This window comes from Mesorhizobium sp. M0968 (assembly GCF_040319065.1).
GTDB lineage: Bacteria > Pseudomonadota > Alphaproteobacteria > Rhizobiales > Rhizobiaceae > Mesorhizobium.
Genome location: NZ_JAMYNL010000001.1, coordinates 355,378 through 380,901 on the forward strand (window position 1 = coordinate 355,378; position 25,524 = coordinate 380,901).

The 25,524-nt window shown below is 61.8% G+C and carries 30 protein-coding genes and 1 other RNA gene; 11 read left to right on the top strand and 20 right to left on the bottom strand.

Annotation, left to right across the window (positions count from 1 at the left end; genetic code table 11):
• Window positions 1-24: 24 nt before the first annotated feature.
• Entirely contained in the window at window positions 25-348 is a 324-nt protein-coding gene (locus NKH67_RS01855; RefSeq protein ID WP_023678030.1) for an ArsR/SmtB family transcription factor, read from the bottom strand.
• A gap of 51 nt (window positions 349-399) precedes the next feature.
• Between NKH67_RS01855 and NKH67_RS01860 the strand changes: the two genes are divergently transcribed.
• From NKH67_RS01860 to NKH67_RS01870, 3 genes are read left to right on the top strand one after another with little or no spacing between them, the layout of a single operon-like run.
• Entirely contained in the window at window positions 400-882 is a 483-nt protein-coding gene (locus NKH67_RS01860) for an SRPBCC domain-containing protein (protein WP_352613345.1), read from the top strand.
• 17 nt (window positions 883-899) lie between these two features.
• Entirely contained in the window at window positions 900-1,262 is a 363-nt protein-coding gene (locus NKH67_RS01865; protein WP_352683335.1) for a VOC family protein, read from the top strand.
• 30 nt (window positions 1,263-1,292) lie between these two features.
• Complete coding sequence (locus NKH67_RS01870) at window positions 1,293-1,760, top strand: SRPBCC family protein (protein ID WP_352683333.1); 468 nt, start codon at window positions 1,293-1,295, stop codon at window positions 1,758-1,760.
• A 21-nt stretch (window positions 1,761-1,781) separates the two neighbouring features.
• On the opposite strand, the gene NKH67_RS01875 is transcribed toward NKH67_RS01870, so the two are convergent.
• From NKH67_RS01875 to ssrS, 4 genes are all read right to left on the bottom strand, one after another.
• On the bottom strand, window positions 1,782-2,546 hold the full coding sequence (locus tag NKH67_RS01875) for a TerC family protein (RefSeq protein ID WP_352471227.1): 765 nt from the start codon (window positions 2,544-2,546) through the stop codon (window positions 1,782-1,784).
• Window positions 2,547-2,616: 70 nt separating this feature from the next.
• The gene (locus NKH67_RS01880; protein ID WP_023678036.1) at window positions 2,617-3,441 is read right to left on the bottom strand and encodes a TIGR00282 family metallophosphoesterase; all 825 of its coding nucleotides are present in this window, start codon (window positions 3,439-3,441) and stop codon (window positions 2,617-2,619) included.
• Window positions 3,442-3,522: 81 nt separating this feature from the next.
• The gene (locus tag NKH67_RS01885) at window positions 3,523-4,110 is read right to left on the bottom strand and encodes a 5-formyltetrahydrofolate cyclo-ligase (protein ID WP_352450855.1); all 588 of its coding nucleotides are present in this window, start codon (window positions 4,108-4,110) and stop codon (window positions 3,523-3,525) included.
• A 140-nt stretch (window positions 4,111-4,250) separates the two neighbouring features.
• A non-coding RNA gene (gene ssrS / locus NKH67_RS01890) (6S RNA) lies at window positions 4,251-4,406 on the bottom strand.
• A gap of 176 nt (window positions 4,407-4,582) precedes the next feature.
• On the opposite strand from ssrS, the gene NKH67_RS01895 reads away from it, so the two are divergent.
• The 7 genes from NKH67_RS01895 to msrB all read left to right on the top strand — a co-directional run bounded on the left by NKH67_RS01895 (window position 4,583) and on the right by msrB (window position 9,192).
• Complete coding sequence (locus NKH67_RS01895; protein ID WP_352540325.1) at window positions 4,583-5,422, top strand: AAA family ATPase; 840 nt, start codon at window positions 4,583-4,585, stop codon at window positions 5,420-5,422.
• Window positions 5,423-5,539: 117 nt separating this feature from the next.
• Window positions 5,540-5,986 (top strand): GNAT family N-acetyltransferase, encoded by a 447-nt coding sequence (locus NKH67_RS01900; protein WP_352450857.1) that lies wholly within the window; start codon window positions 5,540-5,542, stop codon window positions 5,984-5,986.
• A gap of 61 nt (window positions 5,987-6,047) precedes the next feature.
• Window positions 6,048-6,242 (top strand): type II toxin-antitoxin system HicA family toxin, encoded by a 195-nt coding sequence (locus NKH67_RS01905; RefSeq protein WP_126104508.1) that lies wholly within the window; start codon window positions 6,048-6,050, stop codon window positions 6,240-6,242.
• 9 nt (window positions 6,243-6,251) lie between these two features.
• A complete protein-coding gene (locus NKH67_RS01910; protein ID WP_254816428.1) occupies window positions 6,252-6,656 on the top strand; it encodes a type II toxin-antitoxin system HicB family antitoxin in 405 nt (134 codons plus the stop codon).
• 9 nt (window positions 6,657-6,665) lie between these two features.
• Window positions 6,666-7,856: a vWA domain-containing protein gene (locus NKH67_RS01915; protein ID WP_352471231.1), complete on the top strand. Its 1,191-nt coding sequence runs from the start codon at window positions 6,666-6,668 to the stop codon at window positions 7,854-7,856.
• Entirely contained in the window at window positions 7,857-8,678 is an 822-nt protein-coding gene (locus NKH67_RS01920) for an MBL fold metallo-hydrolase (RefSeq protein WP_352683330.1), read from the top strand.
• Between the two features lie 109 nt (window positions 8,679-8,787).
• On the top strand, window positions 8,788-9,192 hold the full coding sequence (msrB, locus tag NKH67_RS01925; protein ID WP_027152870.1) for a peptide-methionine (R)-S-oxide reductase MsrB: 405 nt from the start codon (window positions 8,788-8,790) through the stop codon (window positions 9,190-9,192).
• Window positions 9,193-9,195: 3 nt separating this feature from the next.
• Here the strand turns inward: msrB and NKH67_RS01930 are convergent, their stop codons facing one another.
• The 13 genes from NKH67_RS01930 to NKH67_RS01990 form a co-directional block, all read right to left on the bottom strand.
• Complete coding sequence (locus tag NKH67_RS01930) at window positions 9,196-9,501, bottom strand: hypothetical protein (RefSeq protein WP_352613554.1); 306 nt, start codon at window positions 9,499-9,501, stop codon at window positions 9,196-9,198.
• 78 nt (window positions 9,502-9,579) lie between these two features.
• A complete protein-coding gene (locus NKH67_RS01935; RefSeq protein ID WP_352683328.1) occupies window positions 9,580-10,020 on the bottom strand; it encodes a hypothetical protein in 441 nt (146 codons plus the stop codon).
• Window positions 10,021-10,081: 61 nt separating this feature from the next.
• Complete coding sequence (locus NKH67_RS01940; protein WP_023719653.1) at window positions 10,082-10,342, bottom strand: DUF2312 domain-containing protein; 261 nt, start codon at window positions 10,340-10,342, stop codon at window positions 10,082-10,084.
• Window positions 10,343-10,502: 160 nt separating this feature from the next.
• The gene (gene pyc, locus NKH67_RS01945) at window positions 10,503-13,961 is read right to left on the bottom strand and encodes a pyruvate carboxylase (protein ID WP_353030214.1); all 3,459 of its coding nucleotides are present in this window, start codon (window positions 13,959-13,961) and stop codon (window positions 10,503-10,505) included.
• Between the two features lie 191 nt (window positions 13,962-14,152).
• Window positions 14,153-15,271: a branched-chain amino acid ABC transporter substrate-binding protein gene (locus NKH67_RS01950; protein ID WP_352471237.1), complete on the bottom strand. Its 1,119-nt coding sequence runs from the start codon at window positions 15,269-15,271 to the stop codon at window positions 14,153-14,155.
• A gap of 138 nt (window positions 15,272-15,409) precedes the next feature.
• Window positions 15,410-15,757: a DUF6867 family protein gene (locus NKH67_RS01955; RefSeq protein WP_352471238.1), complete on the bottom strand. Its 348-nt coding sequence runs from the start codon at window positions 15,755-15,757 to the stop codon at window positions 15,410-15,412.
• A gap of 19 nt (window positions 15,758-15,776) precedes the next feature.
• Window positions 15,777-16,505 carry an ABC transporter ATP-binding protein gene (locus NKH67_RS01960; protein WP_352471239.1) on the bottom strand — a complete coding sequence of 243 codons (729 nt, stop codon included), beginning with the start codon at window positions 16,503-16,505 and terminating at the stop codon, window positions 15,777-15,779.
• Complete coding sequence (locus tag NKH67_RS01965) at window positions 16,505-17,671, bottom strand: ABC transporter ATP-binding protein (RefSeq protein WP_352540330.1); 1,167 nt, start codon at window positions 17,669-17,671, stop codon at window positions 16,505-16,507. Before NKH67_RS01965 ends, NKH67_RS01960 begins: the two co-directional genes overlap by 1 nt.
• Window positions 17,671-19,299 carry a high-affinity branched-chain amino acid ABC transporter permease LivM gene (gene livM / locus NKH67_RS01970; protein WP_352767577.1) on the bottom strand — a complete coding sequence of 543 codons (1,629 nt, stop codon included), beginning with the start codon at window positions 19,297-19,299 and terminating at the stop codon, window positions 17,671-17,673. Before livM ends, NKH67_RS01965 begins: the two co-directional genes overlap by 1 nt.
• A 4-nt stretch (window positions 19,300-19,303) precedes the next feature.
• Window positions 19,304-20,206 carry a branched-chain amino acid ABC transporter permease gene (locus NKH67_RS01975; protein ID WP_352454929.1) on the bottom strand — a complete coding sequence of 301 codons (903 nt, stop codon included), beginning with the start codon at window positions 20,204-20,206 and terminating at the stop codon, window positions 19,304-19,306.
• Window positions 20,207-20,541: 335 nt separating this feature from the next.
• Window positions 20,542-21,543, bottom strand: coding sequence for a 4-hydroxyproline epimerase (locus NKH67_RS01980; protein WP_353030216.1), 1,002 nt, complete (start codon window positions 21,541-21,543; stop codon window positions 20,542-20,544).
• A 28-nt stretch (window positions 21,544-21,571) separates the two neighbouring features.
• Complete coding sequence (locus tag NKH67_RS01985) at window positions 21,572-22,822, bottom strand: NAD(P)/FAD-dependent oxidoreductase (RefSeq protein WP_353030218.1); 1,251 nt, start codon at window positions 22,820-22,822, stop codon at window positions 21,572-21,574.
• A 48-nt stretch (window positions 22,823-22,870) separates the two neighbouring features.
• Window positions 22,871-23,764: a dihydrodipicolinate synthase family protein gene (locus NKH67_RS01990; protein ID WP_352471244.1), complete on the bottom strand. Its 894-nt coding sequence runs from the start codon at window positions 23,762-23,764 to the stop codon at window positions 22,871-22,873.
• A 166-nt stretch (window positions 23,765-23,930) separates the two neighbouring features.
• On the opposite strand from NKH67_RS01990, the gene NKH67_RS01995 reads away from it, so the two are divergent.
• Window positions 23,931-24,521, top strand: a complete 591-nt coding sequence (locus NKH67_RS01995) for a GntR family transcriptional regulator (protein WP_502893709.1) — start codon at window positions 23,931-23,933, stop codon at window positions 24,519-24,521.
• Window positions 24,522-24,534: 13 nt separating this feature from the next.
• Here NKH67_RS01995 and NKH67_RS02000 read toward each other — a convergent pair whose 3' ends face one another.
• Both NKH67_RS02000 and NKH67_RS02005 read right to left on the bottom strand, forming a co-directional pair.
• Entirely contained in the window at window positions 24,535-24,849 is a 315-nt protein-coding gene (locus NKH67_RS02000) for a hypothetical protein (RefSeq protein WP_352471246.1), read from the bottom strand.
• Window positions 24,850-25,152: 303 nt separating this feature from the next.
• On the bottom strand, window positions 25,153-25,449 hold the full coding sequence (locus tag NKH67_RS02005; RefSeq protein WP_352471247.1) for a hypothetical protein: 297 nt from the start codon (window positions 25,447-25,449) through the stop codon (window positions 25,153-25,155).
• Window positions 25,450-25,524: the final 75 nt, after the last annotated feature.

Genomic DNA, 25,524 nt, shown 5'->3' on the forward strand with positions numbered 1-25,524 from the left:
AATCGGCAGGCTTCGGCAAACCTTTCATCCCTCAAGATCGGATTTCAGCCGGTCGAGGATGCTGATCGCGTGCGTGGCATATTGACTGATCCAGCGGTCGTGGATGTGCTTGATCGGCAGCGCGTTGAGATGGTTCCAGCGTTCGCGCCCCTCGCGCCGCGCCACGACCAGGTCGGCCTCCTCCAGCACCTTCAGGTGCAGCATGACCGTGCAGCGGTCCATGTCGGGGAAGGCATCGCACAACATGCCGGTGGTCTGCGGCGCATCCTTCAGCCGGTCGAGCAACGCACGCCGGCGCGGATGCGCCAGCGCCTTGAAAACATTGTCGTCCCGCGATTGGCTTGACATGTTATATTTCTATAACATATCATTGAGCCATTCAAGGAAGGAGCTGTGGATATGTCTCTTGGATTCAGGGTTTCTGGCCGCATCGGCAAACCCGTCGCCGAAGTCTTCGATGCGGTCGTCAATCCGAAGAAACTTAGCGGCTACTTCACCACGATCGGCGGCGCCAGCGCACTGCTGGTGGCGGGCGCCACCGTCATCTGGTGGGGCAAGGTTCCCGTCGAGGTCGACGAGGTGAAGAAAGACAGCCGCATCGTGCTGCGCTGGGATGCCACCGACGCCGACGGCAAGCCAGCCTACAAGACTCGCATCGAGATGAATTTCGAGCCGCTCGACGATGGCGGCACCTTCGTCACCATCGCCGAAACCGGCTGGCACGAGGACGCGGTCGGCCTGAAGAAATCCTACCTCAATTGCGAGGGCTGGTCGCAGATGCTGGCCTGCATGAAGGCCTATGTCGAATACGGCATCAATCTGCGCGACGGCTATTACCGCAGCGAGATGAAGGGCGAGCCGGCCAACCAGAACAACATCTGAGAGCAAATGGAGTAAGAATGTCCGCGAAGATCACCGGCGGCATCAACATCGCGATGAAGGTCCCGCCGCATCAATACCAGGCAACGGTCGCCTTCTATCGCGACGTCATCGGCCTGAAGCCATTCACCGCCAAGCCGCCGGCCGTCGGCTTCGAACTCGGTCCCAATCGGCTGTGGATCGACGAGGCGCCGATGATGAGCCAGGCCGAGATCTGGCTGGAACTGTTCACCGATGACTTTCCGGCCGCTGCGGAGCATCTCGCCGAGGCCGGTGTCGTGCGCTGCGATGCCATCGAGGCACTGGGTGAAGGCTTTCGCGGCGGCTGGATCACCAACCCGACCAACATCATTCACCTGGTGCGCGAACCCGATGCCTGGTGAACAGGGCGGCGCCGTGGAAAGGAGGATGAAATGGAAATCCGCGAAACACCGACCGCCGAAGCCGGCATGCTGATAAGGCGGCCGGTCGCCGACGTATTCGAAGCCTTCGTCGATCCGGCGATCACGACGAAGTTCTGGTTCACCCATGGCAGCAACAGGCTGGACAGCGGCAACAAAGTTCGCTGGGAATGGCGCATGTATGGCGTCTCGACGACGGTCAATGTCAGTGAGATCGTCGATAACAAGAAGATCGTCATGCAATGGAGCGATCCGCCGACTACGGTGGTCTGGACTTTCGAGGAGATGCCGGGCAACACGACCTTTGTCGAGGTCCGCAATTTCGGCTTTGCCGGCAGCCCTGACGAGCAGGTCAAGCAGGCGATCGGCTCGACCGATGGCTTTGCGCTGGTGCTCGCCGGCGCCAAGGCGTGGCTGGAGCAAGGCCTGACGCTTGGCCTGATCGGCGACCGCCATCCGAAGGGTGTGCCGGGGAATTAGGTCAGCCGCGGTGGGCCATCCTCAGTGCCCGCCGCCTTTTGCCTTCTTCCGCCGCCGCGCCAGCATGTTGAGCCCTTCGACCAGTGCCGAAAAACCCATGGCGGCGTAGATGTAGCCTTTCGGCACGTGGTAACCCATGCCGTCGGCGATCAGCGTCGTGCCGATCATCAGCAGGAAGCCGAGGGCCAGCATGACGATGCTGGGGTTCCTGGCGATAAAGTCGGCCAGCGGCCCGGCCGCCAGCATCATCACGCTCACCGCCACGATCACCGCGATGTACATGATCGCGATTTCGTCGGTCATGCCGACGGCGGTGATGATCGAGTCGATCGAGAAGACGAGGTCGAGCAGCAATATCTGGAAAATCGCGCCGGCCAGCGAAAGCTGCAGCGTCTCGCCCATCATGGTGTCCTGGTGATCATCGAGATCAACCGTGTGGTGGATCTCCTTGGTCGCCTTCCAGACAAGAAACAGGCCGCCTGCGATCAGGATCAGGTCGCGCCATGAAAACCCGTGGCCGAAGGCGGTGAATATCGGCGTCGTCAGTTGGACGATGATCGAGATGGTGGCCAGCAGGATCAGCCGCATCACCAGCGCGGCGGATATGCCGAGCCGCCGGGCGCGGGCCCGCTGCGCTACCGGCAATTTGTTGGTCAAAATCGAGATGAAGATCAGATTGTCGATGCCGAGCACGACCTCCAGCACGACCAGAGTCAGCAGCGCGACCCATGCCGTCGGGTCGGAGACAAAGGCGAAATGCGGCGCCAGGAATTCGACTAGCTGCATGGAGGTCGTCCCCTCTACGATCTAGAGCAGTTTCGCCGGCAATTGGGTATTGCAAGCGTCCATATCAATGTCACGACCAGAAGGATGGCGCCGTTTCCTCCAGCCGCGGGCCGCGGCGAAACGGCGCGATCCGTTCGGTCAGGCCGCTACGGTCGGAAATGTCGACGCCGACGCCGCACAATGTCGCCGGTCCGGTCGACGCCTCGAAGCGGCCTTTCGGCACCTTGGACAAGAACCGGTTGAGCGGCTCCTCCTTGTCCATGCCGAGCGAGGAATCGTAATCGCCGCACATGCCGGCATCGGAAATATAACCGGTGCCGCCATTGAGGATCTGGTGATCGCCGGTCGGCTGATGCGTATGGGTGCCGACAACAAGGCTGGCACGGCCGTCGACGAAATGAGCGAAGCACATTTTTTCCGAGGTCGCCTCGGCATGGAAATCGATGACGATCGCATCGGCCTGCTCGCCAAGCGGACAAGCGGCAAGTTCGCGCTCGCCGGCCTGGAACGGATCGTCGAGCTCGGGATGCATGAACACCCGGCCCATGATGTTGGCGACCAGCACGCGCGCGCCGTTCCTGGCGATGTAGACGCCTGAGCCGCGCCCCGGCGTACCCTTGGGGAAATTGGACGGACGCAGGAAGCGCTCTTCGCGCGGCGCGAAAATCAGCGCATCGCGCTGGTCCCAGACATGGTTGCCGGTGGTGACGACATCGGCGCCGGCCGAGATCGTCTCGCGAAAAATTTCCTCGGTGATGCCGAAGCCGCCGGCGGCGTTCTCGCCATTGACGATGACGAAGTCGAGTTTGAAATCCGAGATCAGGCCGGGCAGTTGTTCCCACACCGCCGTACGTCCTGTCTTGCCGACCATGTCGCCGAGGAAGAGAAGTCTCATATAAGCGTGATCCCGAACCGAAGGTCAGCGAAGCAAAAAGCTGCATGACTTTCGGAAAAGACCATGCGTCCAGGAACTTATCTACAATTTCGGCGCGAACCGGCGCAACCCGCTCTCGGTGAGTATTTCCGGAATGATCACGTCATGCGGCTCGTCCGGCACCAGGGCCACCTCCTGGCAGTCGAAGGCAATGCCGATCAGCCGCGGCTGCTGCCCCTTGTCGGCCAGCCGCGCGATCGCCCGGTCATAATAGCCGGCGCCGTAACCGATGCGGTGGCCGCGCGCATCGAAGGCGGCAAGCGGCACCAGCATCATTTGGGGATCGAGCACCTCGGCTTCCTCATGCGGCCCGACGGTGCCGAAGCCCATGTCGATCATCGGCGCGCCGCGCACCAGTTCGCGAAAAACGATGGTGGTCTTGTTGAGGATGGCCGGCAGGCAGAGCCTTGCCCCCTTTTCGCGCAAGGCAAACATCAGCGGCCGGACGTCGACTTCCGAGCGCATCGGCCAGAAGCCTGAGACGATCTGGGCCGGCTCGACCGTGATCCGGTCGCGCGCCGTCTCGGCCATTTCGAGTGCTGCCTCCACCCGCCAGAAAGGATCGAGCGCGTCGCGGCGCCCGAGGGCTTGGTTGCGGAGAGTTTTTTTCAGGTCTTTTGGGGATGTCATGCGCCGACGTTAGAAAAGGTCAGATTTGGATGGAGTTTTACGAGCGACGTTTTGGAGGAGCGGGGCGAGCTTTCGTTCGTGAGAGCACCGCACAAAGCGGCGCGACGACAAGATCCGCCAGACATTGCCTTTTCGACAGGTGACGATCCACACAACCGGTGGAGAGAGCGATCCCGGGAACCTACAAAGTAGGTGGGCGCCGTATGAGAAAACCCACGGGTCTTCCCAGGGACAGCTCCCTAGGGATCATTAAGGCCCCGGGGAAAATGTTCTCCTGCCGGGAAGCGCAGACCGTCTCCGCCAATATAGGCAGACGGCAGACCAAGCGCCAGAGAGACGACATGTTTCGAGTCTTAAATCGACGCAGAACCGCTCGACGAGGGTCGCGCCGGCAAGATCCCCGCTTTGCCAGCAGCGCCTTGCACAGCGAAGGCCGCCTCCTTAGGGTCGCGCGATGAACCCGGGAGCAAAAATGCGTTTTGAAGGCACGGCAGCCTATGTCGCCGACAAGGATCTGATGGTGGCGGTCAACGCGGCGATCGCGCTCGAGCGGCCGTTGCTGGTCAAGGGCGAGCCCGGTACCGGCAAGACCGAACTTGCCCGCCAGGTGGCGGCGGCGCTCGGCATCGATCTGATCGAATGGCATGTCAAATCGACCACGCGGGCGCAGCAGGGCCTCTATGAATATGATGCCGTCTCGCGGCTGCGCGACAGCCAGCTCGGCGACGAGCGCTTCAACGACATCCGCAATTACATCAAGCGCGGCAAGCTGTGGGACGCCTTTGCTGCCGGCAAGAAAGTCGTGCTTCTGATCGACGAGATCGACAAGGCCGATATCGAGTTCCCCAACGATCTGTTGCAGGAACTGGATCGGATGGAGTTCTTCGTCTACGAGACCGGCGAGACCATCCGTGCCACAGTCCGGCCGATCGTCATCATCACCTCCAACAACGAAAAAGAGCTGCCGGACGCCTTCCTGCGCCGCTGCTTCTTCCACTACATCCGCTTTCCCGACGTCGAGACGCTGCACAAAATCGTCGACGTGCACTATCCCGGCATCAAGCAGAACCTGGTGCGCGCCGCACTCACGCAATTCTATGAAATCCGTGACGTGCCGGGCCTCAAGAAGAAGCCGTCGACCTCCGAGGCACTCGACTGGATCCGCCTGCTGGTCGCCGACGAGATCGCGCCCGAGGACCTGCGCGCCGACCCGAAGAACGTGCTGCCCAAGCTGCACGGCGCCTTGCTGAAGAACGAACAGGACGTGCATCTGTTCGAGCGCCTGGCCTTCATGGCGAGACGGCAGGGATGAGGGGCCGGTCGGCCGGAAGCCCACGAAGTCACCGGACAGCGCTTTCCCGGTGCTGGACCGTTGCCTCTAGCCGGGCACGGAGGCAGCTTCAGGTTGCCGACTTCAGAGGGAAACGAAATGACCGAGATCACCATCCGCCCATTGGCGCAATCTGACCACGCCGATTGGCGGCGTCTTTGGACCGCCTATCTCACCTTCTACGAAACCAAGCTGCCGGAAGAGGTTTACGCCGTCACCTGGAAGCGGCTGTTCACGGCGGGCGAGTTCGAGCCGAAAGGCTTCATCGCCACCCTCGACGGCAAGGCCGTCGGCCTGACGCACTATCTCTACCATCGCTCCTGCTGGTCGCAGATAAACAACTGCTATCTGCAGGACCTGTTCGCCGACCCCGATGTACGCGGCAAGGGTGTCGGCGCCGCCCTGATCGAAGCGGTCAAGCAGGAAGCCGGCAAGATCGGCGTCAAGAACGTCTACTGGATGACCCACGAAACCAACACCACGGCACGCAAGCTCTACGACCACGTGGCGCGCAGGACCGGCTTCATCGAATACGATCTGCTATGATGAGGCCAACGATTGAAATAATCACCTGTGCGCAATATATTGCGCATGATCAGGGGCGACAGTGCCGCTGATCGAGACCAACACGCGCAAGATTGTCACGAGGCTTTTACGTGACGGCTGGGTGAACGTAGGCGGCGGCAAACACGAGAAGTACGAGCATCCGGAAAGGCCGGAGATCATGATTATCGTGCCGCGGCATCGCGAACAATCTCTGGGTGTTGCGCGGTCGATCGCCCGGCTTGCTGGATGGATTTAAGGACGAATCATGACGCACTATGTCGGAATTCTTGACGGCGCAGATGAAGTCTGGGGAGTGCGGGTGCCTGATCTTCCCGGATGTCACGGCGGTGGCGCAAGTCCCGAAGAGGCGATAGCCGATGCGACTTCTGCCGTTCGCGAATGGGCAGAGACACGAATGGCGAAGAACTTGCCCTTGCCCGCGGCGCGCACTGTGGCAGATCTGCTCCGACTGGGCGAAGTCGATAGCGCTGCCGGTGAATCCGCCGTGATGATCCCTGTGCTGATCGATTCCGGACGGCCTGTCCGGGCCAATCTGTCGCTTGACGCAGGTCTTTTGGCGGCAATCGACGAAGAAGCGGGTCGGCGTGGTCTGACGCGTTCCGCCTTTATCGCCAGCGCCGCACGGGAGAAGATCGAGGGACACAGATAAAGTCGGACCATGTTCATCCCCTTCTTCCTCGAACTGAAGGCAGCGCGGGTTCCGGTCTCGCTCCGCGAATATCTGTCGCTGCTGGAGGGGCTGGAGGCCGGGCTGGTCGACTATGATGTCGAGGGCTTTTACTATCTCGCCCGCGCCGCTCTGGTGAAGGACGAGCGCCACATCGACCGCTTCGACCAGGTCTTTTCGCACATCTTCAAAGGTGTCGAGGCGCAAGCTGGCGAAAACGCGGTCGATGTCGCAAACATCCCGGAGGAATGGCTGCGGAGGCTCGCCGAAAAGCACCTGACCGACGAGGAGAAGAAGCTGATCGAGGCGCTGGGCGGCTTCGGAAAGCTGATGGAGACGCTGAAGAAGCGGTTGGAGGAGCAAAACGGCCGGCATCAGGGCGGTTCGAAATGGATCGGCACCGGCGGCACCTCGCCCTTCGGCGCCTATGGCTACAATCCCGAAGGCGTGCGCATCGGCCAGCACGAAAGCCGCAACCGCCGCGCGGTAAAAGTCTGGGACAAACGCGAGTTCAGGAATTTCGATGACGCCGTCGAACTCGGCACCCGCAACATCAAGGTCGCGCTGAAGCGCTTGCGCCGCTGGGTGCGCGAAGGCGCCGAACAGGAATTCGACCTGCCCGGCACCATCCACGCCACCGCCGAGCACGGTTATCTTGACGTTAAGACACAACCCGAACGTCGCAATGCCGTGAAGCTGCTGATGTTCTTCGATGTCGGCGGCTCGATGGACGACCATGTCAGGAGTGTCGAGGAGCTGTTTTCGGCCGCCCGCGCCGAGTTCCGCCAGCTCGAATATTTCTATTTCCACAACTGCCTCTACGAGGGCGTGTGGAAGGACAATCGCCGCCGCCATGCCGAGGTGATTCCGACCTTCGATCTCCTCCATAAATATGGCCCCGACTACAAGGTGATCGTCGTCGGCGACGCCTCGATGAGCCCCTATGAGATCGCTCAACCCGGCGGCTCGGTCGAGCATTGGAACAAGGAGGCCGGCGCCGTCTGGCTCGGCAGGCTGCTGCAGCAATGGCCGAACGCCATTTGGCTCAATCCGGAAGACGCGAAGAACTGGGGTTTTACCCATTCGATTGCCATGATCCGCGATATTTTTGGCGGCCGCATGTTTCCGCTGACGCTCGCCGGCCTCGAAGCCGCGACGAAGCAACTTTCAAGGAAGCACTGAATGGATCCACGCAAAACAGGACGGTCGACCTGTTTCCTTTGCCTGCAATGCGGTGTCCAGTTCGCGGCGACAGCGACGCCGCCGCGACATTGCCCGATCTGCGAGGACGAGCGGCAATATGTGCGCTGGGAAGGTCAGGCCTGGACCACGCCGGAAGAGCTCGCCGCCGGCCATCGGGTCGTGATCAAGGATGATGCCGGCGTGCTCGCCTTCGGCATCGAGCCACGCTTCGCTATCGGCCAGCGCGCATTGCTGGCGCAAACGCCCCACGGCAATGTGCTGTGGGACTGCATCTCGATGGTCAGCGACGAGGCGGTGGCCGAGATCCACCGCCGGGGCGGCCTGGCCGCCATCGCCATTTCGCACTGCCATTACTATTCGGTGATGGTCGAGTGGAGCGCGGCGTTTGGCGGCGTGCCGATTTATCTGCACGCCGATGATCGTCAGTGGATCATGCGGCCGCATCCGGCAATCATCAGCTGGGAAGGCGAGATGCACGCCATAAACCCGTCGCTGACGCTCATCCGCTGCGGCGGCCACTTTGCCGGTGGCCAGGTACTGCACTGGAAGCGCGACCGCGGCAATGCCATCCTGGCCGGCGACATCCTGCAGGTGACGCCGACCCGCCGTCGTGTCAGCTTTATGTACAGCTATCCGAACTATATCCCGCTCAACGCGACGAAAGTGCGCGGCATCAAGGCCGCGCTGGAGCCTTTCACGTTCGACCATATCTACGGCGCATGGTGGAACCAGAACGTCATCGGAGATGCAAAGGCGGCATTTTCAGCATCGGTTGCGCGCTATCTCGCGGCCATCGCCTGAGGGATTCTTCGCAGCAGGATAGGAAATACGAGCAAACGCCGTAACAAATGCCTATTTCAGGCGAAGTTGCGAAGGCAACCCAAATAGCGACATAAGCTAAGAGGAAAAAATGGACAGCCACACCTACCCCGTTACCCGCACCGATGCCGAATGGCGCGCCCGGCTGACGCCCGAGCAATATGCGGTGATGCGCAACCACGGCACCGAGCGGCCGGGAAGCTGCGCCCTGCTGCACGAGAAGCGCGCCGGCACCTTCTCCTGCGTCGGCTGCGACCAGCCCTTGTTTGAATCCAAGCTGAAATTCGAGAGCGGCACCGGCTGGCCGAGCTTCAACGACCCAGTGCCGGGTTCGGTCGAGACCACCGTCGACCGCAGCTACGGCATGGTCCGCACCGAATGCCATTGCGCCCGCTGCGGCAGCCATCTCGGCCATGTCTTCGAGGACGGCCCGCCACCGACCGGTCTGCGCTATTGCATCAACGGCGTGGCGCTCAAATTCGAGCCGGCCGCCTGATCGTCAGGCCACAACCACCAGGATCAGCCACAACGTGGCGCCGAGAGTCATCAGCGAGGCCATGACGCCACTCGATTTTCCGGCAGTTCGCCAAACGGCAAAGGTCAGGAAGATATTGTAGGGCACCGGCGCGAAATGCACCGCCAGGACGAGCGCAAGCGGCAGCTTCAATCCTAGCAGAATGAGCGCCCCCACCGACGACGCGACGTTGATCGCTGTGCCGACAACGACCAGGTCGCGCCAGAACAGCCGATCGAGCGGCACGCCGCCGAACCAGCGTGAGCGGAAGAAGGCGGCAACGCGCGACATGATCGTCATCGATCGATCGGCTCCCTGGCTGCTCACCAGAGCAACCCTTCCACAAGGATTGCGTCTGGAAACCCTGCTTTATTCCTGACCCAGAACGTCGGCAATCGCGCGCTCGAAACGTGAGGCTTCCGTCACCAGCCAGTCGGTCATCGCCGGCCAATTGTCCTCGGCAAAACAATTCACCCGCCACATCGAATTGATGCCGAGGCCGTCGCAACTTTGTTCTGGCCTGAGCTTCAGCCTGTCTTCGATGGCCGGCTGGAACGGCTTCAACCGCGACCAGGCTTGCGTGGCACCGAACTTCTCGTTGCGGCCGAAGAAGACGCCGACATGATTGTGCGCAGGCGCGACATACATGGAAAGGACCAATGCGAAATCGGGCAGCCCACGCTGCCAGAACCACGGTCCGCGCCTCGCCAACAGAGCCCTTTCATCCGGATGCCGTTCCGCGAACAGCGTCCAGAAGCTGCGTTGGCGGAATTCAGAGGCGCGGCGGGCGCCAAAATCGAATTCGCTCATGGCTGGAATCCATGGTCAGAACCGCTTCTCCCGCGATCGTCTCCGGCGCCGAGGCCGGCCTTTACACCATGCCGAGCGCAGCCTTGTACAGATCGAGGATGGATTCCTCTTCCTGCCGCTCGGCCTGGTCCTTCTTGCGCAGCCGGATGATCGACCGCATCGCCTTGGTGTCGAAGCCAGTGCCCTTGGCCTCGGCGAACACTTCCTTGATGTCGTCGGCAATCGTCTTCTTCTCTTCCTCGAGCCGCTCGATTCGTTCGATGAAGGCGCGCAGCTGGCCGGCGGCAACAGTCTGGCTGGTCTCGGTGATGTCATCGGCCATATTCTTCTCTCCGCGTCGTTTCTCGCCGCGACTCGGGGTGACCCGAGCGGCGAATTGCAGCGGTTCGATGCCCGACCGGGCGCGGCGGGTCAAGGTACTATCGATGCGGCATGAAGGGCTGCTGCCAGGCGCCGACAAGTCTCTCTGATGCCGGCCTGTTTCACCCGAACGCGATCAGCAGATCCTTGGCATCGATCTGGTCGCCGGCCTTGACCAGCACCTCGGCTATGGTGCCGTCGCGTTCGGCATGCAACGCCGTTTCCATCTTCATCGCTTCGATCGACAGCAGCACGTCGCCGGCCTTCACCGCCTGGCCGGCAGCGACCGCAAGCGCCGAGACGACGCCAGGCATCGGCGCGCCGACATGCGCCTCATTGCCCGGCTCCGCCTTGCGCCGTGCCTTGGCAGCGGACGCGCCATGCGCCCGGTCCGGCACCTTCACCCGGCGCGGCTGCCCGTTGAGCTCGAAGAACACGGTGACCATGCCCTTTTCGTCGACATCGCCGATGGCAAGGCAGCGCACCACCAGCGTCTTGCCTTTTTCGATGTCGACGAAAATCTCGTCTTCCGGCTTCATGCCGTAGAAATAGGTCGGCGTCGGCAGAACGCTGACCGGCCCGTAGGTCTCCTGCGCGGCGGCAAAATCGGAAAACACCTTCGGATACATCAGCCACGACGCGAACTCGAACTCGCTGAGCTTGCGCTCGAGCTTTTCCTCGACCTCCGCGCGACTGGCCTTGAGGTCCGCCGGTTTGAGCAGCGAACCCGGCCGCACCGTGATCGGCTTTTCGCCCTTCAGCACCTTCTTCTGCAATGGCTTTGGCCAGCCGCCCGGCGACTGGCCGAGATCGCCGCGCAACATCGACACCACCGAATCCGGGAAGGCGATGTCCCTCGCCGGATTCTCGACGTCGGCGACCGTCAGGTCCTGGCTCACCATCATCAGCGCCATGTCGCCGACGACCTTGGACGACGGCGTCACCTTGACGATGTCGCCGAACATCAGATTGACGTCGTGATAGGTCTGCGCCACCTCGTGCCAGCGTGTCTCCAGCCCGAGCGAGCGCGCCTGTTCCTTGAGGTTGGTGAACTGACCGCCCGGCATTTCGTGCAGATAGACCTCCGATGCCGGCCCCTTCAGGTCGCTTTCGAAGGCTGAATACTGGTTGCGCACCGCCTCCCAGTAGAACGAGATGTTCCTGATCCACTGCGGGTCGAGGCCCGGATCGCGCTCGGTGCCCTTCAGCGCCTCCACGATCGAACCCAGGCAAGGCTGCGAGGTGTTGCCCGATAGCGAATCCATCGCCGCGTCGATGGCGTCGACGCCGCTCTCCACCGCCGCCAGCACCGTTGCCGCCGACAGGCCGGATGTGTCGTGGGTGTGGAAGTGGATCGGCAGGTCCGTCGCCTCGCGCAGTGCCTTGAACAGCGCGCGGGCAGCGCTCGGCTTTAGAAGCCCAGCCATGTCCTTGACGGCGATGATGTGGGCGCCTGCCGCCTGCAATTCCCTGGCCAAGCCGACATAGTATTTCAGATCGTATTTCGCCCGCGCCGGATCGAGTATGTCGCCGGTATAACAGATCGCCGCTTCGATCAGTCTGCCCTCGGCGCCGACCGCATCCATGGCCACGCGCATGTTCTCGACCCAGTTCAGGCAGTCGAAGACCCGGAACAGGTCGATGCCGCCGGCAGCGGCCTGGCGGACGAAATGCTGGACGACATTGTCGGGATAGTTGGTATAGCCGACGCCGTTGGCACCGCGCAGGAGCATCTGCAGCAGAAGGTTGGGTGCTGCCTCGCGCACCAGCGACAGCCGCTCCCATGGGTCTTCGGTGAGAAAGCGCATGGCGACGTCGAATGTGGCGCCGCCCCAGCATTCGAGCGACAAAAGCTGCGGCAGAGCACGCGCATAGGTGCCGGCAATTCCGGCAATGTCATAGGTGCGCACACGCGTCGCGAGCAAGGATTGATGCCCGTCGCGCATTGTCGTGTCGGTGACCAGCACCTCTTTTTGCTCGCGCATCCACGCGGCGAAGTTCTCCGGCCCGAGCACGTCGAGCTTCTGCTTGCTGCCTTGAGGCACATTGCCGTTGAGATATGGCACTACCGGTGGCGCCGCATCGGCCTTTGGCTGCGGCCGGCCGCGCGTCTCGGGATGACCATTGACCGAAACGTCGGCAAGGTAGTTGAGCAGCTTGGTCGCGCGGTCCTGCCGCTTCACACTGGCGAACAGTTCCGGCGTCGTGTCGATGAACTTGGTGGTGTAGGAATTGTCGGCGAAGCTCGGGTGATTGATGATCGCCTCGAGGAACGTGAGGTTGGTCGCCACGCCGCGGATGCGGAATTCGCGCAGCGCCCGGTTCATGCGGGCGATGGTCTCGGCCGGCGTCGGCGCCCACGCCGTTACCTTTTCCAGCAGCGGATCGTAGAAGCGGGTGATGACCGCGCCCGAATAGGCGGTGCCGCCATCAAGGCGGATACCGAAGCCGGTGGCACCGCGATAGGCGGTGATGCGGCCATAGTCGGGGATGAAATTATGCTCGGGATCTTCCGTGGTGATGCGGCACTGCAGCGCGTGGCCGTTGAGCCTGATGTCCTTCTGCGCCGGAACGCCCGATTCCGCCGTGCCGATGGCAAAGCCGTCGAGGATATGGATCTGCGCCTTGACGATGTCGATGCCGGTCACCTGTTCGGTGACCGTGTGCTCGACCTGGATACGCGGATTGACCTCGATGAAGTAGAATTTTCCGGTATCGGCATCCTGCAGGAACTCGACCGTGCCGGCGCCGATATAGCTGGTTTCGCGCGCGATCCTCAGCGCGTAGCCGCAAAGCTCCTCGCGCTGTGACATTTCGAGGTAGGGCGCCGGCGCCCGCTCGACCACTTTCTGGTTGCGGCGCTGGATCGAACAATCGCGCTCGAACAGGTGCACGGCGTTGCCATGAGTGTCGCCCAGCACCTGCACCTCGACATGGCGTGCGCGCTCGATCAGCTTTTCGAGATAGACCTCGTCCTTGCCGAAAGCCGCCTTCGCCTCACGCTTGCCTTCCATGACCTCGCGCGCGAGATCGGCCTCGGAGCGGATGGCGCGCATGCCGCGGCCGCCGCCGCCCCAGGATGCCTTGAGCATCACCGGGTAGCCGATCGTCTTGGCGAGTTCCCTTACCGCCGCCATGTCGTCCGGCAAGGGATCGGTGGCGGGAATTACCGGCACGCCGACTTCGATCGCGAGGTTGCGAGCGGCGACCTTGTTGCCTAGCCTGCGCATCGTATCCGGCTTTGGCCCGATGAAGATGATGCCGGCCGTGGCGCAGGCCTCGGCGAATTCCGGGCTTTCCGACAGCAGGCCGTAGCCTGGATGGATGGCATCGGCGCCCGATAGCCTGGCGACGCGGATAACCTCCTCGATCGACAGATAGCTTTCTATCGGCCCCATGTCCCTGGCCAAATGCGGCCCGCGCCCGACCTGGTAGCTTTCGTCGGCCTTGAAGCGATGCAGGGAGTATTTGTCCTCCTCTGCCCAGATCGCCACGGTTTTGAGGCCGAGCTCATTGGCCGCGCGGAAGACGCGGATGGCTATTTCGGAGCGGTTGGCGACAAGGATCTTCGAGATTGCCAAGGACAGGGCTCCGGACGCGGGAAAGGGAACTGTCGGACATGATTAGCGCGAAAATGCTGCAGTGCAAACAAAAATGGAGACGTCGGCTAAACCGATTTAAATCCTTGCGCCCATGCGATGAAGCAAAAGACAAATGAAAAATGCCCGGCGCGAGGCGCCGGGCATTTTTTGGGCTGCAGGCGTTTGCCGGCTTATTGTTCGAAGTAGGTGTACTTGCCGTCGTCACCCTTCTTCCAAGTGTAGATGACGTAGTCGGGACGGGTGATGTCGCCCTTTGCGTCATAGCCGATGTCGCCGATGGCGGTCTTCCACGGGCCACTCTTCTTGATCTCTTCCGCAACCTTCTGCGCGTCGTCGGAAGAGCCGACCTTGTTGGCGGCGGCGGCGACGATCTGCAGCGCGGCGTAGGAGTAGAGCGTATAGGCTTCAGGCTCGAAACCGGCGGCGCGGAACTTCTCCACGAGTTCCTTGGCGTTCGGGTTCTTGCGCGGATCGGGAGCGAACGTCATCAGCGTGCCGTCGACGGCATCGCCAGCGATGGAGGCCAATTCGTTCGACACGATGCCGTCGCCGGACATGAACTGGGCCTTGAGACCCTGATCGGCGAGCTGGCGCATAATCAGGCCGGCCTCGGTGTGCAGGCCGCCATAGTAGACGACGTTGACGCCGGCATCCTTCATCTTGGCGATCAACGCCGAGAAGTCCTTGTCGCCGACATTGATGCCCTCATACATGGCTTCGGTCACGCCATCAGCATTGAGTGCCTTCTTGGTTTCGTCGGCGAGACCCTGGCCGTAAGGCGTCTTGTCGTGGACGACGGCGATCTTGCCGTCCTTAAAGTGCGCGGCGAGGTAGTCGCCGGCAACCTTGCCCTGCTGATCGTCGCGTCCGCAGGTACGGAACGTGTTCCACAGGCCCCGCTCGGTCAGCTTCGGGTTGGTCGCGGAAGGCGTGATGACGAGAATGCCGTTCTCGGCATAGACCTCTGACGCCGGAATGGTGACGCCCGAATTGAAGTGGCCGACGACATATTTGACGCCATCGGCGACAAACTTGTTGGCGACCGAGATGCCCTGCTTCGGATCCGACACGTCGTCGCCGACCTCGATCTTGATCTGCTCGCCGTTAATGCCGCCAGCCGCGTTGATATCGGCGGCAGCCTGTTCGGCGCCCTTCTGCAACTGCGCGCCGAATGCTGCGTTCGGGCCAGTGATCGGACCGGCAACGCCGATCAGGATGTCAGCCCACGCGCTGCCGCTGAACGCGACAAGCGCGGTCAGGGCGACGGCGGACAAAAGTGACTTTTTCATTGAAACGCTCCCATTTACCGAGTGGGCGTGGATGTTGCTTTCATGCGATGCCCACTCTTGCTCGCAGAAAGAGTACTTTGCCGATTTTCAGGCACTTGTCACGCCGATTCATCCCTGAAGCGCCGTTAATGATAAATGTCAACCTTTTGGTTTCCAGCTCAAAAGAGAGGCTCTTTCGTAAAGCCAATTATACTGCGTTACCATCTGGTTGGTGCGCGTGTATTGGTAGCCAATGAAGCCCAATATCATCAGCACGATGGTGTCGACCACGTAGTAATGCAGCGAAAACATCGTTCCGCCGAACAGCGCATGATGGATGAATCTTACGCCGATGCCGAGCCCCAGCATGTAGGCGAACAACTGGGCGAAGCTGCGCCACGTCTGCGCACATGCCTTGCCCGTCATCCACGCCGCCCAGCCGCCGAGCAGGCAGGTGACGAAGAAGAACTGCCAGATCGAAGGTTCCTCATAGACAATGCCCTGCATGATTGATGTCTCCTGAAACTCAGTGATGGCCGCCTTCGAGATAGGCGGCGCGCACCTCCGGATTGGCGAGCAACTCCTTGCCGGTGCCGCTCATCGTCACGTTGCCGTTGACCATGACATAGCCGCGCGTGGCGAGCTTCAGAGCGCCGAAGGCGTTTTGCTCGACCAGGAACACCGTCAGTCCCTGCGTGCGGTTCAGCTCCCGGATAGCGTCGAATATCTGCTTGACGATCAGCGGCGCCAGGCCAAGCGACGGCTCGTCGAGCAAAAGCAGCTTCGGCCGCGCCATCAGCGCGCGCCCGATCGACAGCATCTGCTGCTCGCCGCCGGACAGCGTGCCACCACGCTGGGCAATGCGTTCCTTCAGGCGTGGAAACAGCGTGAACACCTTCTCGACGTCCTCGTCATAATGCTCGAGGTTGTCGAGGCTGGCGCCCATTTGCAGGTTTTCCATCACCGTCATGCGCGGGAAAATGCGGCGCCCTTCCGGCGACTGGGCGATGCGCATGCGCGCGATCTCGTGGGTCGGCATCTGGGTGATGTCGGTACCGGCGAATGTGATGGTACCCGCGCGGGCGCGGGGAGCACCGAAGATGGTCATCATCAGCGTCGACTTGCCGGCGCCGTTGGCACCGATCAGCGCTACGATCTCACCTTGCTTGACCGTGACATCGACGCCGTTCAGCGCCCTGATGTTGCCGTAGTAGGTCTGGACGCCCTTGATATCGAGCAGCGTTGTGCCGGCCATTATTTCCGCCCTCCACGCCGATTAGAGGTGCCGGGAGTTTTTGACTTCACCGGAGCCTTGGAGGCCGGCTTTGCAGTGGAAGATTTTGCGGCAGAAGATTTCGCGGCCGATTTGGCTTTGGCCGGCGATCCGGACTTTGCCGCGGCACTCGACCTTGCATCGATCTGCCCGGCTTTCGAAGCGCCCTTTGACACGGTGACGCGTTCGCCCTCGCTATGGCCGACCGTATCGGCCACCGGTCCGGCGAGATACGAAGACGATGTGCCCGGTCCATGCGCCGCATCCGGACCCGTATCCAGTTGCTCGATGACGTCCTCGTCGCCGACTTCGGTCAGCACCGTCTCGACGTCCTCGTCTTCGACGCCGAGGTAGGCAGCGATGACGCGCGGGTCGGTCCGCACCGATTGCGGGTTGCCGTCGGAGATCTTGCGCCCGTATTCGAGCACGACGACATGGTCTGAAATCTGCATAACCACCGCCATATCGTGTTCGATCAAAAGGATCGACGTGCCGGTGTTGTCCTTGATGTCCATCAGCAGTGCATTGAGCGCCGCCGATTCCTTCGGATTAAGGCCGGCGGCCGGCTCGTCGAGGCACAGAAGCTCAGGGCCGGTGCACATGGCGCGAGCAATTTCGAGTCGTCGCTGCGCGCCATAGGGCAGATCGCCGGCAGGATCGTCGGCGCGGTCGACGAGATCGGCCTTCTCCAGCCAGTGCTCGGCCAGTTCAACCGATTCCGCCGAAGCCTGTCTGTATCCGCTATAACCGAACAGGCCGAGAATGGTATAGCCGGACGCCTTCATCAGCTTGTTGTGCTGGGCGACCAGCAGGTTCTCCAGCAGCGTCATGCCCGAGAACAGGCGGATGTTCTGGAAGGTGCGCGCCACCTTGGCCCGCGCCGGGATTTCATGGTTCGGCAAACGTTCGAGCAGGAAGGTCGAGCCGTCGCGCCGATTGAGCGTGATCATGCCTTCCGACGGTTTGTAGAAACCGGTGATGCAATTGAACACGGTGGTCTTGCCGGCGCCGTTGGGACCGATCAGCGCGGTGATCTCGCCGCGTTTGGCCTGGAACGACAGGTCGCCGATGGCGACGAGACCGCCGAACTTCATCGACAAATGATCGACCTGCAGGATGGCATCGTTCACGGAGGGGCTCGCGTTCATCAGCCGTGTCCCTCCTTGGTGAAGGACCCCGACACCGCCCTGCGCACCTTGAGGAAGGCTGTCGGCTCGCGGCTGCCGACGAAGCCGCGCGGCTTCCACAGCATGACGATGACCATGGCCATGCCGAACAACAGCATGCGATAAAGCTCCGGCGTGAAGTCGGGGCCGAACCCGGGTATAACCTTGATGTTGCCCCAACTCAGGCCGGTCTTGAGGAAATCCAGTTCGCGCAGGATTTCGGTGCCGCCGATCATCACCATGGCGGCGACGGCAATGCCGACCAGCGAGCCCATGCCGCCAAGCACGACGATGGCAAGGATGATCGCGGATTCCAGGAAGACGAAGGATTCCGGGCTGACGAAGCCTTGCCGCGCGGCAAAGAACGAGCCGGCGAAGCCGCCAAACATCGCGCCCGTGGCAAAGGCCGTGAGCTTGGTGGTGGTGGTGTTGATACCGAGCGAGCGGCAGGCGATCTCGTCCTCGCGCAGCGCTTCCCAGGCGCGGCCGACCGGCAGGCGCCTGAGCCTCACGGTGACGAAGGCCGTCAGCAGGCAGAGCCCAAGGATCAAATAGTAGAGGAATATCTTGTAGTAGGCACCCGATTGGGCGATGCCGAGCACCTTCGAGATGTAGTTCGGATCGGAAACGTTGAACGACATCAGGCCGAAGAAAGACACCTTCGGGATGCCGGAAATGCCGGCCGAGCCGTTGGTCACCTCGCGCCAGTTGATGATCACCAGCCTTATGATTTCGCCGAAGGCGAGCGTCACGATCGCCAGATAGTCACCGCGCAGGCGCAGCACCGGGAAGCCGAGCATCACGCCCCAGAACGCAGCCATCAGGCCGGCGGCGGGCAGCAGGATCCAGAAGGAGAGGCCGAAATGCGTGCCGAGCAGCGCATAGGCGTAGGCACCGACGGCGTAGAAGGCGACATAGCCGAGATCGAGCAAGCCGGCCAAGCCGATAACGATATTCAGCCCCCAAGCCAGCATCACGTAGATCAGGATCTGGATGCCGTAATTGTCGACATATTTCAGCGAGCCCTGGAAACCGGCGGCCATCGACCCGGCATATAGAGCCAGCACCAACACCACGATAATCGGGTAGAGCGCCAGTGCGGTTATGCCCAATGCCGAGAAATGAGCGTGAATGAAGGCCCGGAACCGATATATCAGCCAAGCCAGCGCATAGATGATTGCGAGCGCCCGCAGGAACCGCACAAAATCGGAAAGTTCCGGCCCTAAGGCCTCGGTCAGAAAGCTGCTGAGCGCGAGCAGAATAACGGCGACGGCGAGCGCCACGATGAACGCGGGAAGGCGGAAGAATCGCGAAGCCAGGCTGACCGGCAGCAGGCCGGTGGCGACGTCGACGATCTTCTGGTTCGCCAGGAAGGGTTGGCCATAGGCGACATAAAGGAAGCGTCCTGCCATGGTGGCGATCACGACGCCGGCGAGCAAGCCCCAGCGTTGCACCAGGATCAGTTCGTTGGAGATGTTCTGGTCGGTCTTCAGGCCGATGAACAGCACGAACAGGCCAAGCGAGATGGCGCCGGCATAGAGCGCTTCGCGAAAAGCGCGCTGGACCGGGGTGGCGACGACGGTGCTTTCCGGAGACACGGTAACCGCCATGATCTCAGACCTTTTCGACTTCTGGCCGGCCGAGAATGCCGGAAGGCAGGAAGATCAGCACGATCGCCAGGATGGAGAAGGCGGCGACGTCCTTGTAGTCGATCGAGAAATAAGCCGACCACATGCTTTCGATGAAGCCAATCATCAGCCCGCCGAGCACGGCGCCGGGCAGTGAGCCGATGCCGCCGAGCACCGCGGCAGTAAACGCCTTCACACCGGGCGTAAAGCCGTCGGAAAACACCACCACGCCGTAATACATCAGGAACAACGTGCCGGCGACGGCGGCAAGGGCGGCGCCCATGATGAAGGTGATCGAGATGGTGCGATCGACGTCGACGCCGAGCAGTGCGGCCATCTTGCGATCCTGCTCGCAGGCGCGCTGCGCCCGGCCGAGCGAGGTCTTGTTGACCAGGTACCAGAACAGCGCCAGCAGGACTATGGTGACCAGGACGATGATGATCTGCTTCAGCGAGACGCTGATGCCTTCGATGTTGTAGACCTTGGACACCATTGGCGGGACCGGCTTGTTGCGCGGCCCTTGCGTCACCTGGACGAAATTGGACAGCGCAATCGACATGCCAATCGCGGTGATCAGCGGCGCCAGCCGGAATGAACCGCGCAAAGGCCGGTAGGCCACCTTCTCGATCGTCCAGTTATACAGGCTGGTCAGCAGCATCGCGACGATCATCATGATCAGCAGCGCAACGACGATCGGCAGCGAATAGAACAATGCACCGAGGATAAGGAAAACGATGAGCGCGGTGAAAGCGCCGATCATGAAAATGTCGCCATGGGCGAAATTTATCATGCCGATGATGCCGTAGACCATCGTATAGCCGATCGCTATCAGCCCATAGATCGATCCCAGCGTCAGCCCGTTGATAAGCTGCTGGACAAAATACTGCATGCTGTCGTGGCTCCCCTGGAATGTCGCCCATGCAGACGCATTCCTTTTCGTATTTTCCCTAGTCGTAAAGTTTCGAGCCCGGATTGCAACGTGATTTTTCGATCATTACGCGTGTTTTCGCCGCACGTCGTCCGATTGCCCGTTTGGTTCCCGTCCGCCCCCTGGACCATCGCGGACCCTACCATTGGCCTAACGCAATGTCTTTGACGATTCAATCGCAGCATGCGACCCATTTCGAAGAAATCGCCGTCAAAATAAGTTGATGAGCGGGATCGTTGCGCCGTCGAAGGCAATCCGTTTGCGCTCTCTTTCTTTCGCTTGCGTCAGCGTTTTCTCTATTTGACGACGAAGCCGTGCGCGAACGGGTCGCGGTCGTCGATGAAGATCGTGTTCAATCCGGTCATCCGCGCCCACCCGCCGATCGACGGAATGATTGCCGGCTTGCCGGCGACGGTGACCTCTTTCTCGACCCTGCCCTTGAACAGCGACCCGATGATCGATTCGTGGACGAAGTCGTCGCCGACCCCAAGCTTGCCCTTGGCGTGAAGCTGCGCCATGCGCGCCGAGGTGCCGGTGCCGCAGGGCGAACGGTCGATTGCCTTGTCGCCGTAGAAGACGGCGTTGCGGGCATCGGCTTGCGGGTTGGTCGGCGCCCCGGTCCACAATATGTGCGACAGCGTATTGATGCCGGGATTCTCCGGGTGGACGAAGGAATATTTCTCGTTGAGCCGCTGCCGCATCACCGGGCTCCAGGCGATCAGTTCGCCGGCCGAATGGTCGGCCATGTCGCGATAGGTCTTTTGCGGTTCGACGATGGCGTAGAAATTGCCGCCATAGGCGACATCGACGCTGATCTCGCCGAGCCCGGGGCATTCGACCGTCAGAGCCTCGGCATAGAGGAAGGAAGGCACATTGGTGATGCGCACCTCCTCGACATAGTCGCCGACTTGGCTGTACTCGGCTACGACCACGCCCGCCGGCGTATCCAGCCTGAGCACGCCCGGTGTCTTCGGCTTGATCAGCCCATGCTCGACGGCAAAAGTTACCGTCCCGATGGTGCCGTGGCCGCACATCGGCAAGCAGCCCGAGGTTTCGATGAACAGGATGGCGATGTCGCAATCTTCACGCGTCGGCGGATAGAGGATCGAGCCGGACATCACGTCATGGCCGCGCGGCTCGAACATCAGCCCGGTGCGGATCCAGTCATATTCGGCCAGGAAATGCGCTCGCCGCTCCATCATCGTCGAGCCCTTGAGCAAAGGCCCGCCGCCGGCGACCAGCCGCACCGGATTGCCGCAGGTGTGACCGTCTATGCAGAAGAAGGAATTCTTGGCCATGCCGGCTCCCAACTGACTGTCTTCGAACTCAAAACCGTTGCGGGCTGAACGGGCCGAGATCGAGCGATGGATTCTGCCCGAGAACGAGCTCGCGGATCAAGCGCCCGGTCACCGCGGCCTGGGTCAGGCCGAGGTGACCGTGGCCGAAACCATACACCACCGACGGCGTTTGTTGCGACCGCCCGATCACCGGCAGCGAATCCGGCAGCGACGGCCGGAACCCCATCCATTCGCGTCCATTGGCCGGATCCAGTCCCGGCAGGAATTTCTGCGCCTTTTCGAGCAGCGCTTTCGAGCGCGCATAATTGGGCGGCCTCTCAAGGCCGCCGAGTTCGACCGCGCCGCCGACGCGCAGGCCCGTCTCGAGCGGCGTGATGACGAAGCCATGCCCGGAGAAGATCAATTGCCGCTTTACGTCGAAGGCAGTCTTCGGCAACGTCGTGTTGTAGCCACGCTCGGTCTCCAGCGGGATTCCGTCGCCGAGATGTCTCGCCAGCAGATGCGACCAGGCCCCGGCAGCGATGACGACGTGCTTCGCCCGTCGCCGCGTGCCGTCGGCCGTGGTCAGGATCGCGCCGTCCTGTCCCGCCTCGACACGCTCGATCCGGGCCCTTTCGAACACGGCGCCCAACCTCTCGGCATAGGCCCACAAGGCCTTTCCAAGCAGCTTGGGATCGGCAACGGTTTTCCACCCCGGCACGAACGTTCCCTTGACGAAGCGCGGCGACAGACCGGGCTGCAGGGCTGTGAGAGCGCTCCCCTCGACATGGCTGAAGCCGATGCCGAAGCGCTGCCTTGCCGCCCAGCCGGGCAGTGAAGCCTTGAACTCGGCCTCGCTGTCGTAGAGTTCGAGCGAGCCGTCCTCATGCAGCATCGGCCGTGTGCCGGAACGGTCGAGCAAGCCCATCCATTCCGCCTCGGCGAGCTTCATCATCCCGGCCTGCGCGGCAAGGCCGGCTTCATAGCGGTCGCTTCGGCCGGCGCGCCAGAAGCGGACCAGCCAGGGCAGCAGCTTCGGCAGATACGCGGGTGGGATGCTGAGCGGGCCGAGCGGGTCGGCGAGCCATTTCGGCAACTGCTTGATCATGCCCTTGTGGGCGAGCGGCAGCACATCGGAGAAGGCAAAGGCAGCGGCATTGCCGGAACTGGTTTCCTCACAGATCCCCGTCCGATCGAAGATCGTCACGTTTCGCCCCGCCTCTGCCAGAAGGGCGGCGGCGCAGATGCCGATGATGCCGCCACCAATGATGGCGACATCGAGCGTAGCATTATCATTCATTGCCGTGCGCCGCGCTGCACATCTGCAAATGCCTTCAAAGCGACTGGATCAGAATGTCGGCAGCTCTGGCCGCACCGCCAGCGCATCCCTGACGATCTTTTCGACTGCCTTGCGCCGCTCGCCCGACAATGGCTGGCGCGGCATGCGCACGCGGTCGTTGGTGTTGATCGCCAGCACTTCGGCAAGCTTGATGTTCTGCACCAGATAGGTCGAAACGTCGAGGTCGAGCAGCGGCCGGAACCAGCGGTAGATCTTCAACGCCTCCTCGCGGCGGCCCTGTCGCATCAGCTGGTAGATGGCGACGGTCTCGCGCGGGAACGCGGTGACCAGGCCCGCCACCCAGCCGATGGCGCCGACCGACAGCGCCTCGAAGGCGAGATTGTCTACGCCGGTGAACAGGTCGTAGCGGTCGCCGAGGCGGTTGATGATCTCGGTCGAGCGGCGGATGTCGTCGGAGGACTCTTTTATGGCGACGAAGCGTTGGTCCTTCGCCAACTCCTCCATCTGGTCGACGGTAACGTCGACGCGGTAGGCAAGCCGGTTGGAGTAGATCATCACCGGCAGGTCGCCGGCCGCGGCGACGGCGCTGAGTGCCGCGACCGTCTCCTCGGCATTGGTATGGTAGATCGGGCTCGGCACCACCATCAAACCGTTGGCGCCTTCCTTGGCGGCGCGGCGCGCGATCGCCGCCGCCTCGCGTGTACCGGCCTCGTTGACCGTCAACAGCACCGGTTTCTTGCCGGCGATCTTCTGCGCGGTCTTCAGCACCGCGATCTTCTCGTCGTGCGACAGCATCGGGCCTTCGCCGAGCGACCCGCAGACGATGATGCCGTCACAGCCGGCCTCCATCTGCAGCGCAAAGCAGCGCTCCATCTCGGCATGGTCGAGGCCGTCGTCCTCGGTGAATTTGGTCGTAACGGCGGGGAAGACTCCGGCCCACATGTCGATCGCTCCATCTGATATATCAGTCGTATATTTCTTAAGAAGCCGGCTGTCAACGTTGAATCTGATATGATATATCAACAATATATCAGGAGATGCCGCATTGGTATATGACAGCCCGGGCTCCGAGCCGGCAACTGCGAAGGCCTACCGCAGGCTCGAGCACATGATCGTAACTCTCGAACTGGCGCCGGCGAGCTTCATCACCGAGGGGGCGCTGATTGACAGGCTCGGCCTCGGCCGCACCCCGGTTCGCGAAGCAATCCAGCGGCTGGCCTGGGAGGGCCTGCTCGAGGTCCGGCCGCGCGCCGGCATCGCCATCGCGCCGCTTCACCCCGGCGACTGGCTGCGTGTCCTCGACGCCCGCCGTGGCGTCGAGGTGGTGCTTGCCCGCTCGGCCGCCCGCTTCGTCACCCGCGAGGCCGCCGACTTGTTCCATGACGCTGCCCTTGCCATGCAAAAGGCGGTGATTTCGGAAAATGTGTTCTACTTTATCCAGGCCGACAAGGCGCTCGACGAGGCGCTGGCCCTGGCTGCCGACAACCCGTTCGCCGCGCGCCTGGCGGCACCCTTGCAAACCCATAGCCGTCGCTTCTGGTTCCGCTACAAGGCCGATACCGGCTTGGCCGAATCCGCCGAGCATCATGTCGCACTGATCCGTTCGATCCTCGCCGGCGACGAAGATGCCGCGGCCAAGGACGCCAAGCGCCTGATGGCGCTTTTGCGCGGCCATGCCGAGGCAGCTGCCACACGCTGAGCCTGCCATTTCGTCATGCGCCCTGGCCGGGCAGGGCCATCACGTTTTCCCAATTGTCGCCGGCCGCGACGATGCAGCTTCTGCCGGCGATATCGGTGACGACGATGGTCCAGGTTCCGGTCTCGGCGACAAAGACTTCCATGACCGCCTCATGACCGATCAGCCCCAAAGCAAACTGCCTTTCCTGGAACTTCTCGCTCAAATGGGCGACGAGCTCGCCATGTTCAACGCAGTGTTGATATTGCGCGCCTGCGGTGTTCGTACCCACCGCCAATGCGCCAGCAAGAACCAGGGTTTTCACCCATCTCAACAGCGATTTGCGTGCCATAGGGCACCTCCTTTGCCATCACGTTCCGGCAAAGGAGGGGTTTGACGGCCTCATTTTGCCGGAGCGATCCAGGCCGGTTCCGACGTCATCATCATCGCGTCGTTCCTTTCTGTGTTCCGGTCTGCCATTGGTGGGAACGATTTAAGATGTTCCCATTATGTTCTCGATATATGGTATCGATAATGGAAAAGCGCAAGCAGGCGCCCAAGCGGGCGCCTGCAGATCCGTTTTACGGCTGTCGCCGAAAGAATGAGCCACAGGCCGCGCGGCCATGCCGAGGCGCGCAGACCCGTGATAAATCGTTCAGGTGCCTGGCAGCGCCGCTTTCGTCATCGCGCTCTCCCAGCCTTCGCCGACTGAAATCACGCAGCTTTGACCTTTTGTGTCGCTGGCGAGGATGGTCCATGTGCCCTTGTCGGAAACGAAGACTTCAAGCACCACATTCGGATTGACGACGCCGACCGCGCTCGGGTTTTCATGAAACTTCTCGCCGAGCGCCTTGACCATATCGGCGCGTGCCGCACATTGCTCGGCAGCCATTGCCGGGACGGCGGAAAGGGCCATCGCAGCGCAAGCTATAGTCGCCATGAGACGTGCCATCTGACACCTCCTTTGCGCCGGACGATATCCCCCGGAGCCGTCACCAGCGCCGTTGGTTGATCTGCCAGCATCTCC

Excerpts from the sequence above, each read along its gene's own strand:
- NKH67_RS01955 (WP_352471238.1), bottom strand. The coding sequence starts at position 15,757 with ATGCAGGGCATTGTCTATGAGGAACCTTCGATCTGGCAGTTCTTCTTC.
- NKH67_RS01965 (WP_352540330.1), bottom strand. The coding sequence starts at position 17,671 with ATGAACGCGAGCCCCTCCGTGAACGATGCCATCCTGCAGGTCGATCAT.
- NKH67_RS01930 (WP_352613554.1), bottom strand. The coding sequence starts at position 9,501 with ATGTCGCGCGTTGCCGCCTTCTTCCGCTCACGCTGGTTCGGCGGCGTG.
- NKH67_RS01865 (WP_352683335.1), top strand. The coding sequence starts at position 900 with ATGTCCGCGAAGATCACCGGCGGCATCAACATCGCGATGAAGGTCCCG.
- NKH67_RS02000 (WP_352471246.1), bottom strand. The coding sequence starts at position 24,849 with ATGGCACGCAAATCGCTGTTGAGATGGGTGAAAACCCTGGTTCTTGCT.
- NKH67_RS01990 (WP_352471244.1), bottom strand. The coding sequence starts at position 23,764 with ATGTGGGCCGGAGTCTTCCCCGCCGTTACGACCAAATTCACCGAGGAC.
- NKH67_RS01900 (WP_352450857.1), top strand. The coding sequence starts at position 5,540 with ATGACCGAGATCACCATCCGCCCATTGGCGCAATCTGACCACGCCGAT.
- NKH67_RS01960 (WP_352471239.1), bottom strand. The coding sequence starts at position 16,505 with ATGGCCGGCACAACGCTGCTCGATATCAAGGGCGTCCAGACCTACTAC.
- NKH67_RS01980 (WP_353030216.1), bottom strand. The coding sequence starts at position 21,543 with ATGGCCAAGAATTCCTTCTTCTGCATAGACGGTCACACCTGCGGCAAT.
- NKH67_RS01935 (WP_352683328.1), bottom strand. The coding sequence starts at position 10,020 with ATGAGCGAATTCGATTTTGGCGCCCGCCGCGCCTCTGAATTCCGCCAA.
- NKH67_RS01895 (WP_352540325.1), top strand. The coding sequence starts at position 4,583 with ATGCGTTTTGAAGGCACGGCAGCCTATGTCGCCGACAAGGATCTGATG.
- NKH67_RS01995 (WP_502893709.1), top strand. The coding sequence starts at position 23,931 with ATGATCGTAACTCTCGAACTGGCGCCGGCGAGCTTCATCACCGAGGGG.
- NKH67_RS01855 (WP_023678030.1), bottom strand. The coding sequence starts at position 348 with ATGTCAAGCCAATCGCGGGACGACAATGTTTTCAAGGCGCTGGCGCAT.
- NKH67_RS01940 (WP_023719653.1), bottom strand. The coding sequence starts at position 10,342 with ATGGCCGATGACATCACCGAGACCAGCCAGACTGTTGCCGCCGGCCAG.
- NKH67_RS01860 (WP_352613345.1), top strand. The coding sequence starts at position 400 with ATGTCTCTTGGATTCAGGGTTTCTGGCCGCATCGGCAAACCCGTCGCC.
- NKH67_RS01875 (WP_352471227.1), bottom strand. The coding sequence starts at position 2,546 with ATGCAGCTAGTCGAATTCCTGGCGCCGCATTTCGCCTTTGTCTCCGAC.
- NKH67_RS01880 (WP_023678036.1), bottom strand. The coding sequence starts at position 3,441 with ATGAGACTTCTCTTCCTCGGCGACATGGTCGGCAAGACAGGACGTACG.
- NKH67_RS02005 (WP_352471247.1), bottom strand. The coding sequence starts at position 25,449 with ATGGCACGTCTCATGGCGACTATAGCTTGCGCTGCGATGGCCCTTTCC.
- NKH67_RS01915 (WP_352471231.1), top strand. The coding sequence starts at position 6,666 with ATGTTCATCCCCTTCTTCCTCGAACTGAAGGCAGCGCGGGTTCCGGTC.
- NKH67_RS01985 (WP_353030218.1), bottom strand. The coding sequence starts at position 22,822 with ATGAATGATAATGCTACGCTCGATGTCGCCATCATTGGTGGCGGCATC.
- NKH67_RS01950 (WP_352471237.1), bottom strand. The coding sequence starts at position 15,271 with ATGAAAAAGTCACTTTTGTCCGCCGTCGCCCTGACCGCGCTTGTCGCG.
- NKH67_RS01870 (WP_352683333.1), top strand. The coding sequence starts at position 1,293 with ATGGAAATCCGCGAAACACCGACCGCCGAAGCCGGCATGCTGATAAGG.
- NKH67_RS01975 (WP_352454929.1), bottom strand. The coding sequence starts at position 20,206 with ATGCAGTATTTTGTCCAGCAGCTTATCAACGGGCTGACGCTGGGATCG.
- NKH67_RS01910 (WP_254816428.1), top strand. The coding sequence starts at position 6,252 with ATGACGCACTATGTCGGAATTCTTGACGGCGCAGATGAAGTCTGGGGA.
- msrB (WP_027152870.1), top strand. The coding sequence starts at position 8,788 with ATGGACAGCCACACCTACCCCGTTACCCGCACCGATGCCGAATGGCGC.
- NKH67_RS01920 (WP_352683330.1), top strand. The coding sequence starts at position 7,857 with ATGGATCCACGCAAAACAGGACGGTCGACCTGTTTCCTTTGCCTGCAA.
- livM (WP_352767577.1), bottom strand. The coding sequence starts at position 19,299 with ATGGCGGTTACCGTGTCTCCGGAAAGCACCGTCGTCGCCACCCCGGTC.
- NKH67_RS01885 (WP_352450855.1), bottom strand. The coding sequence starts at position 4,110 with ATGACATCCCCAAAAGACCTGAAAAAAACTCTCCGCAACCAAGCCCTC.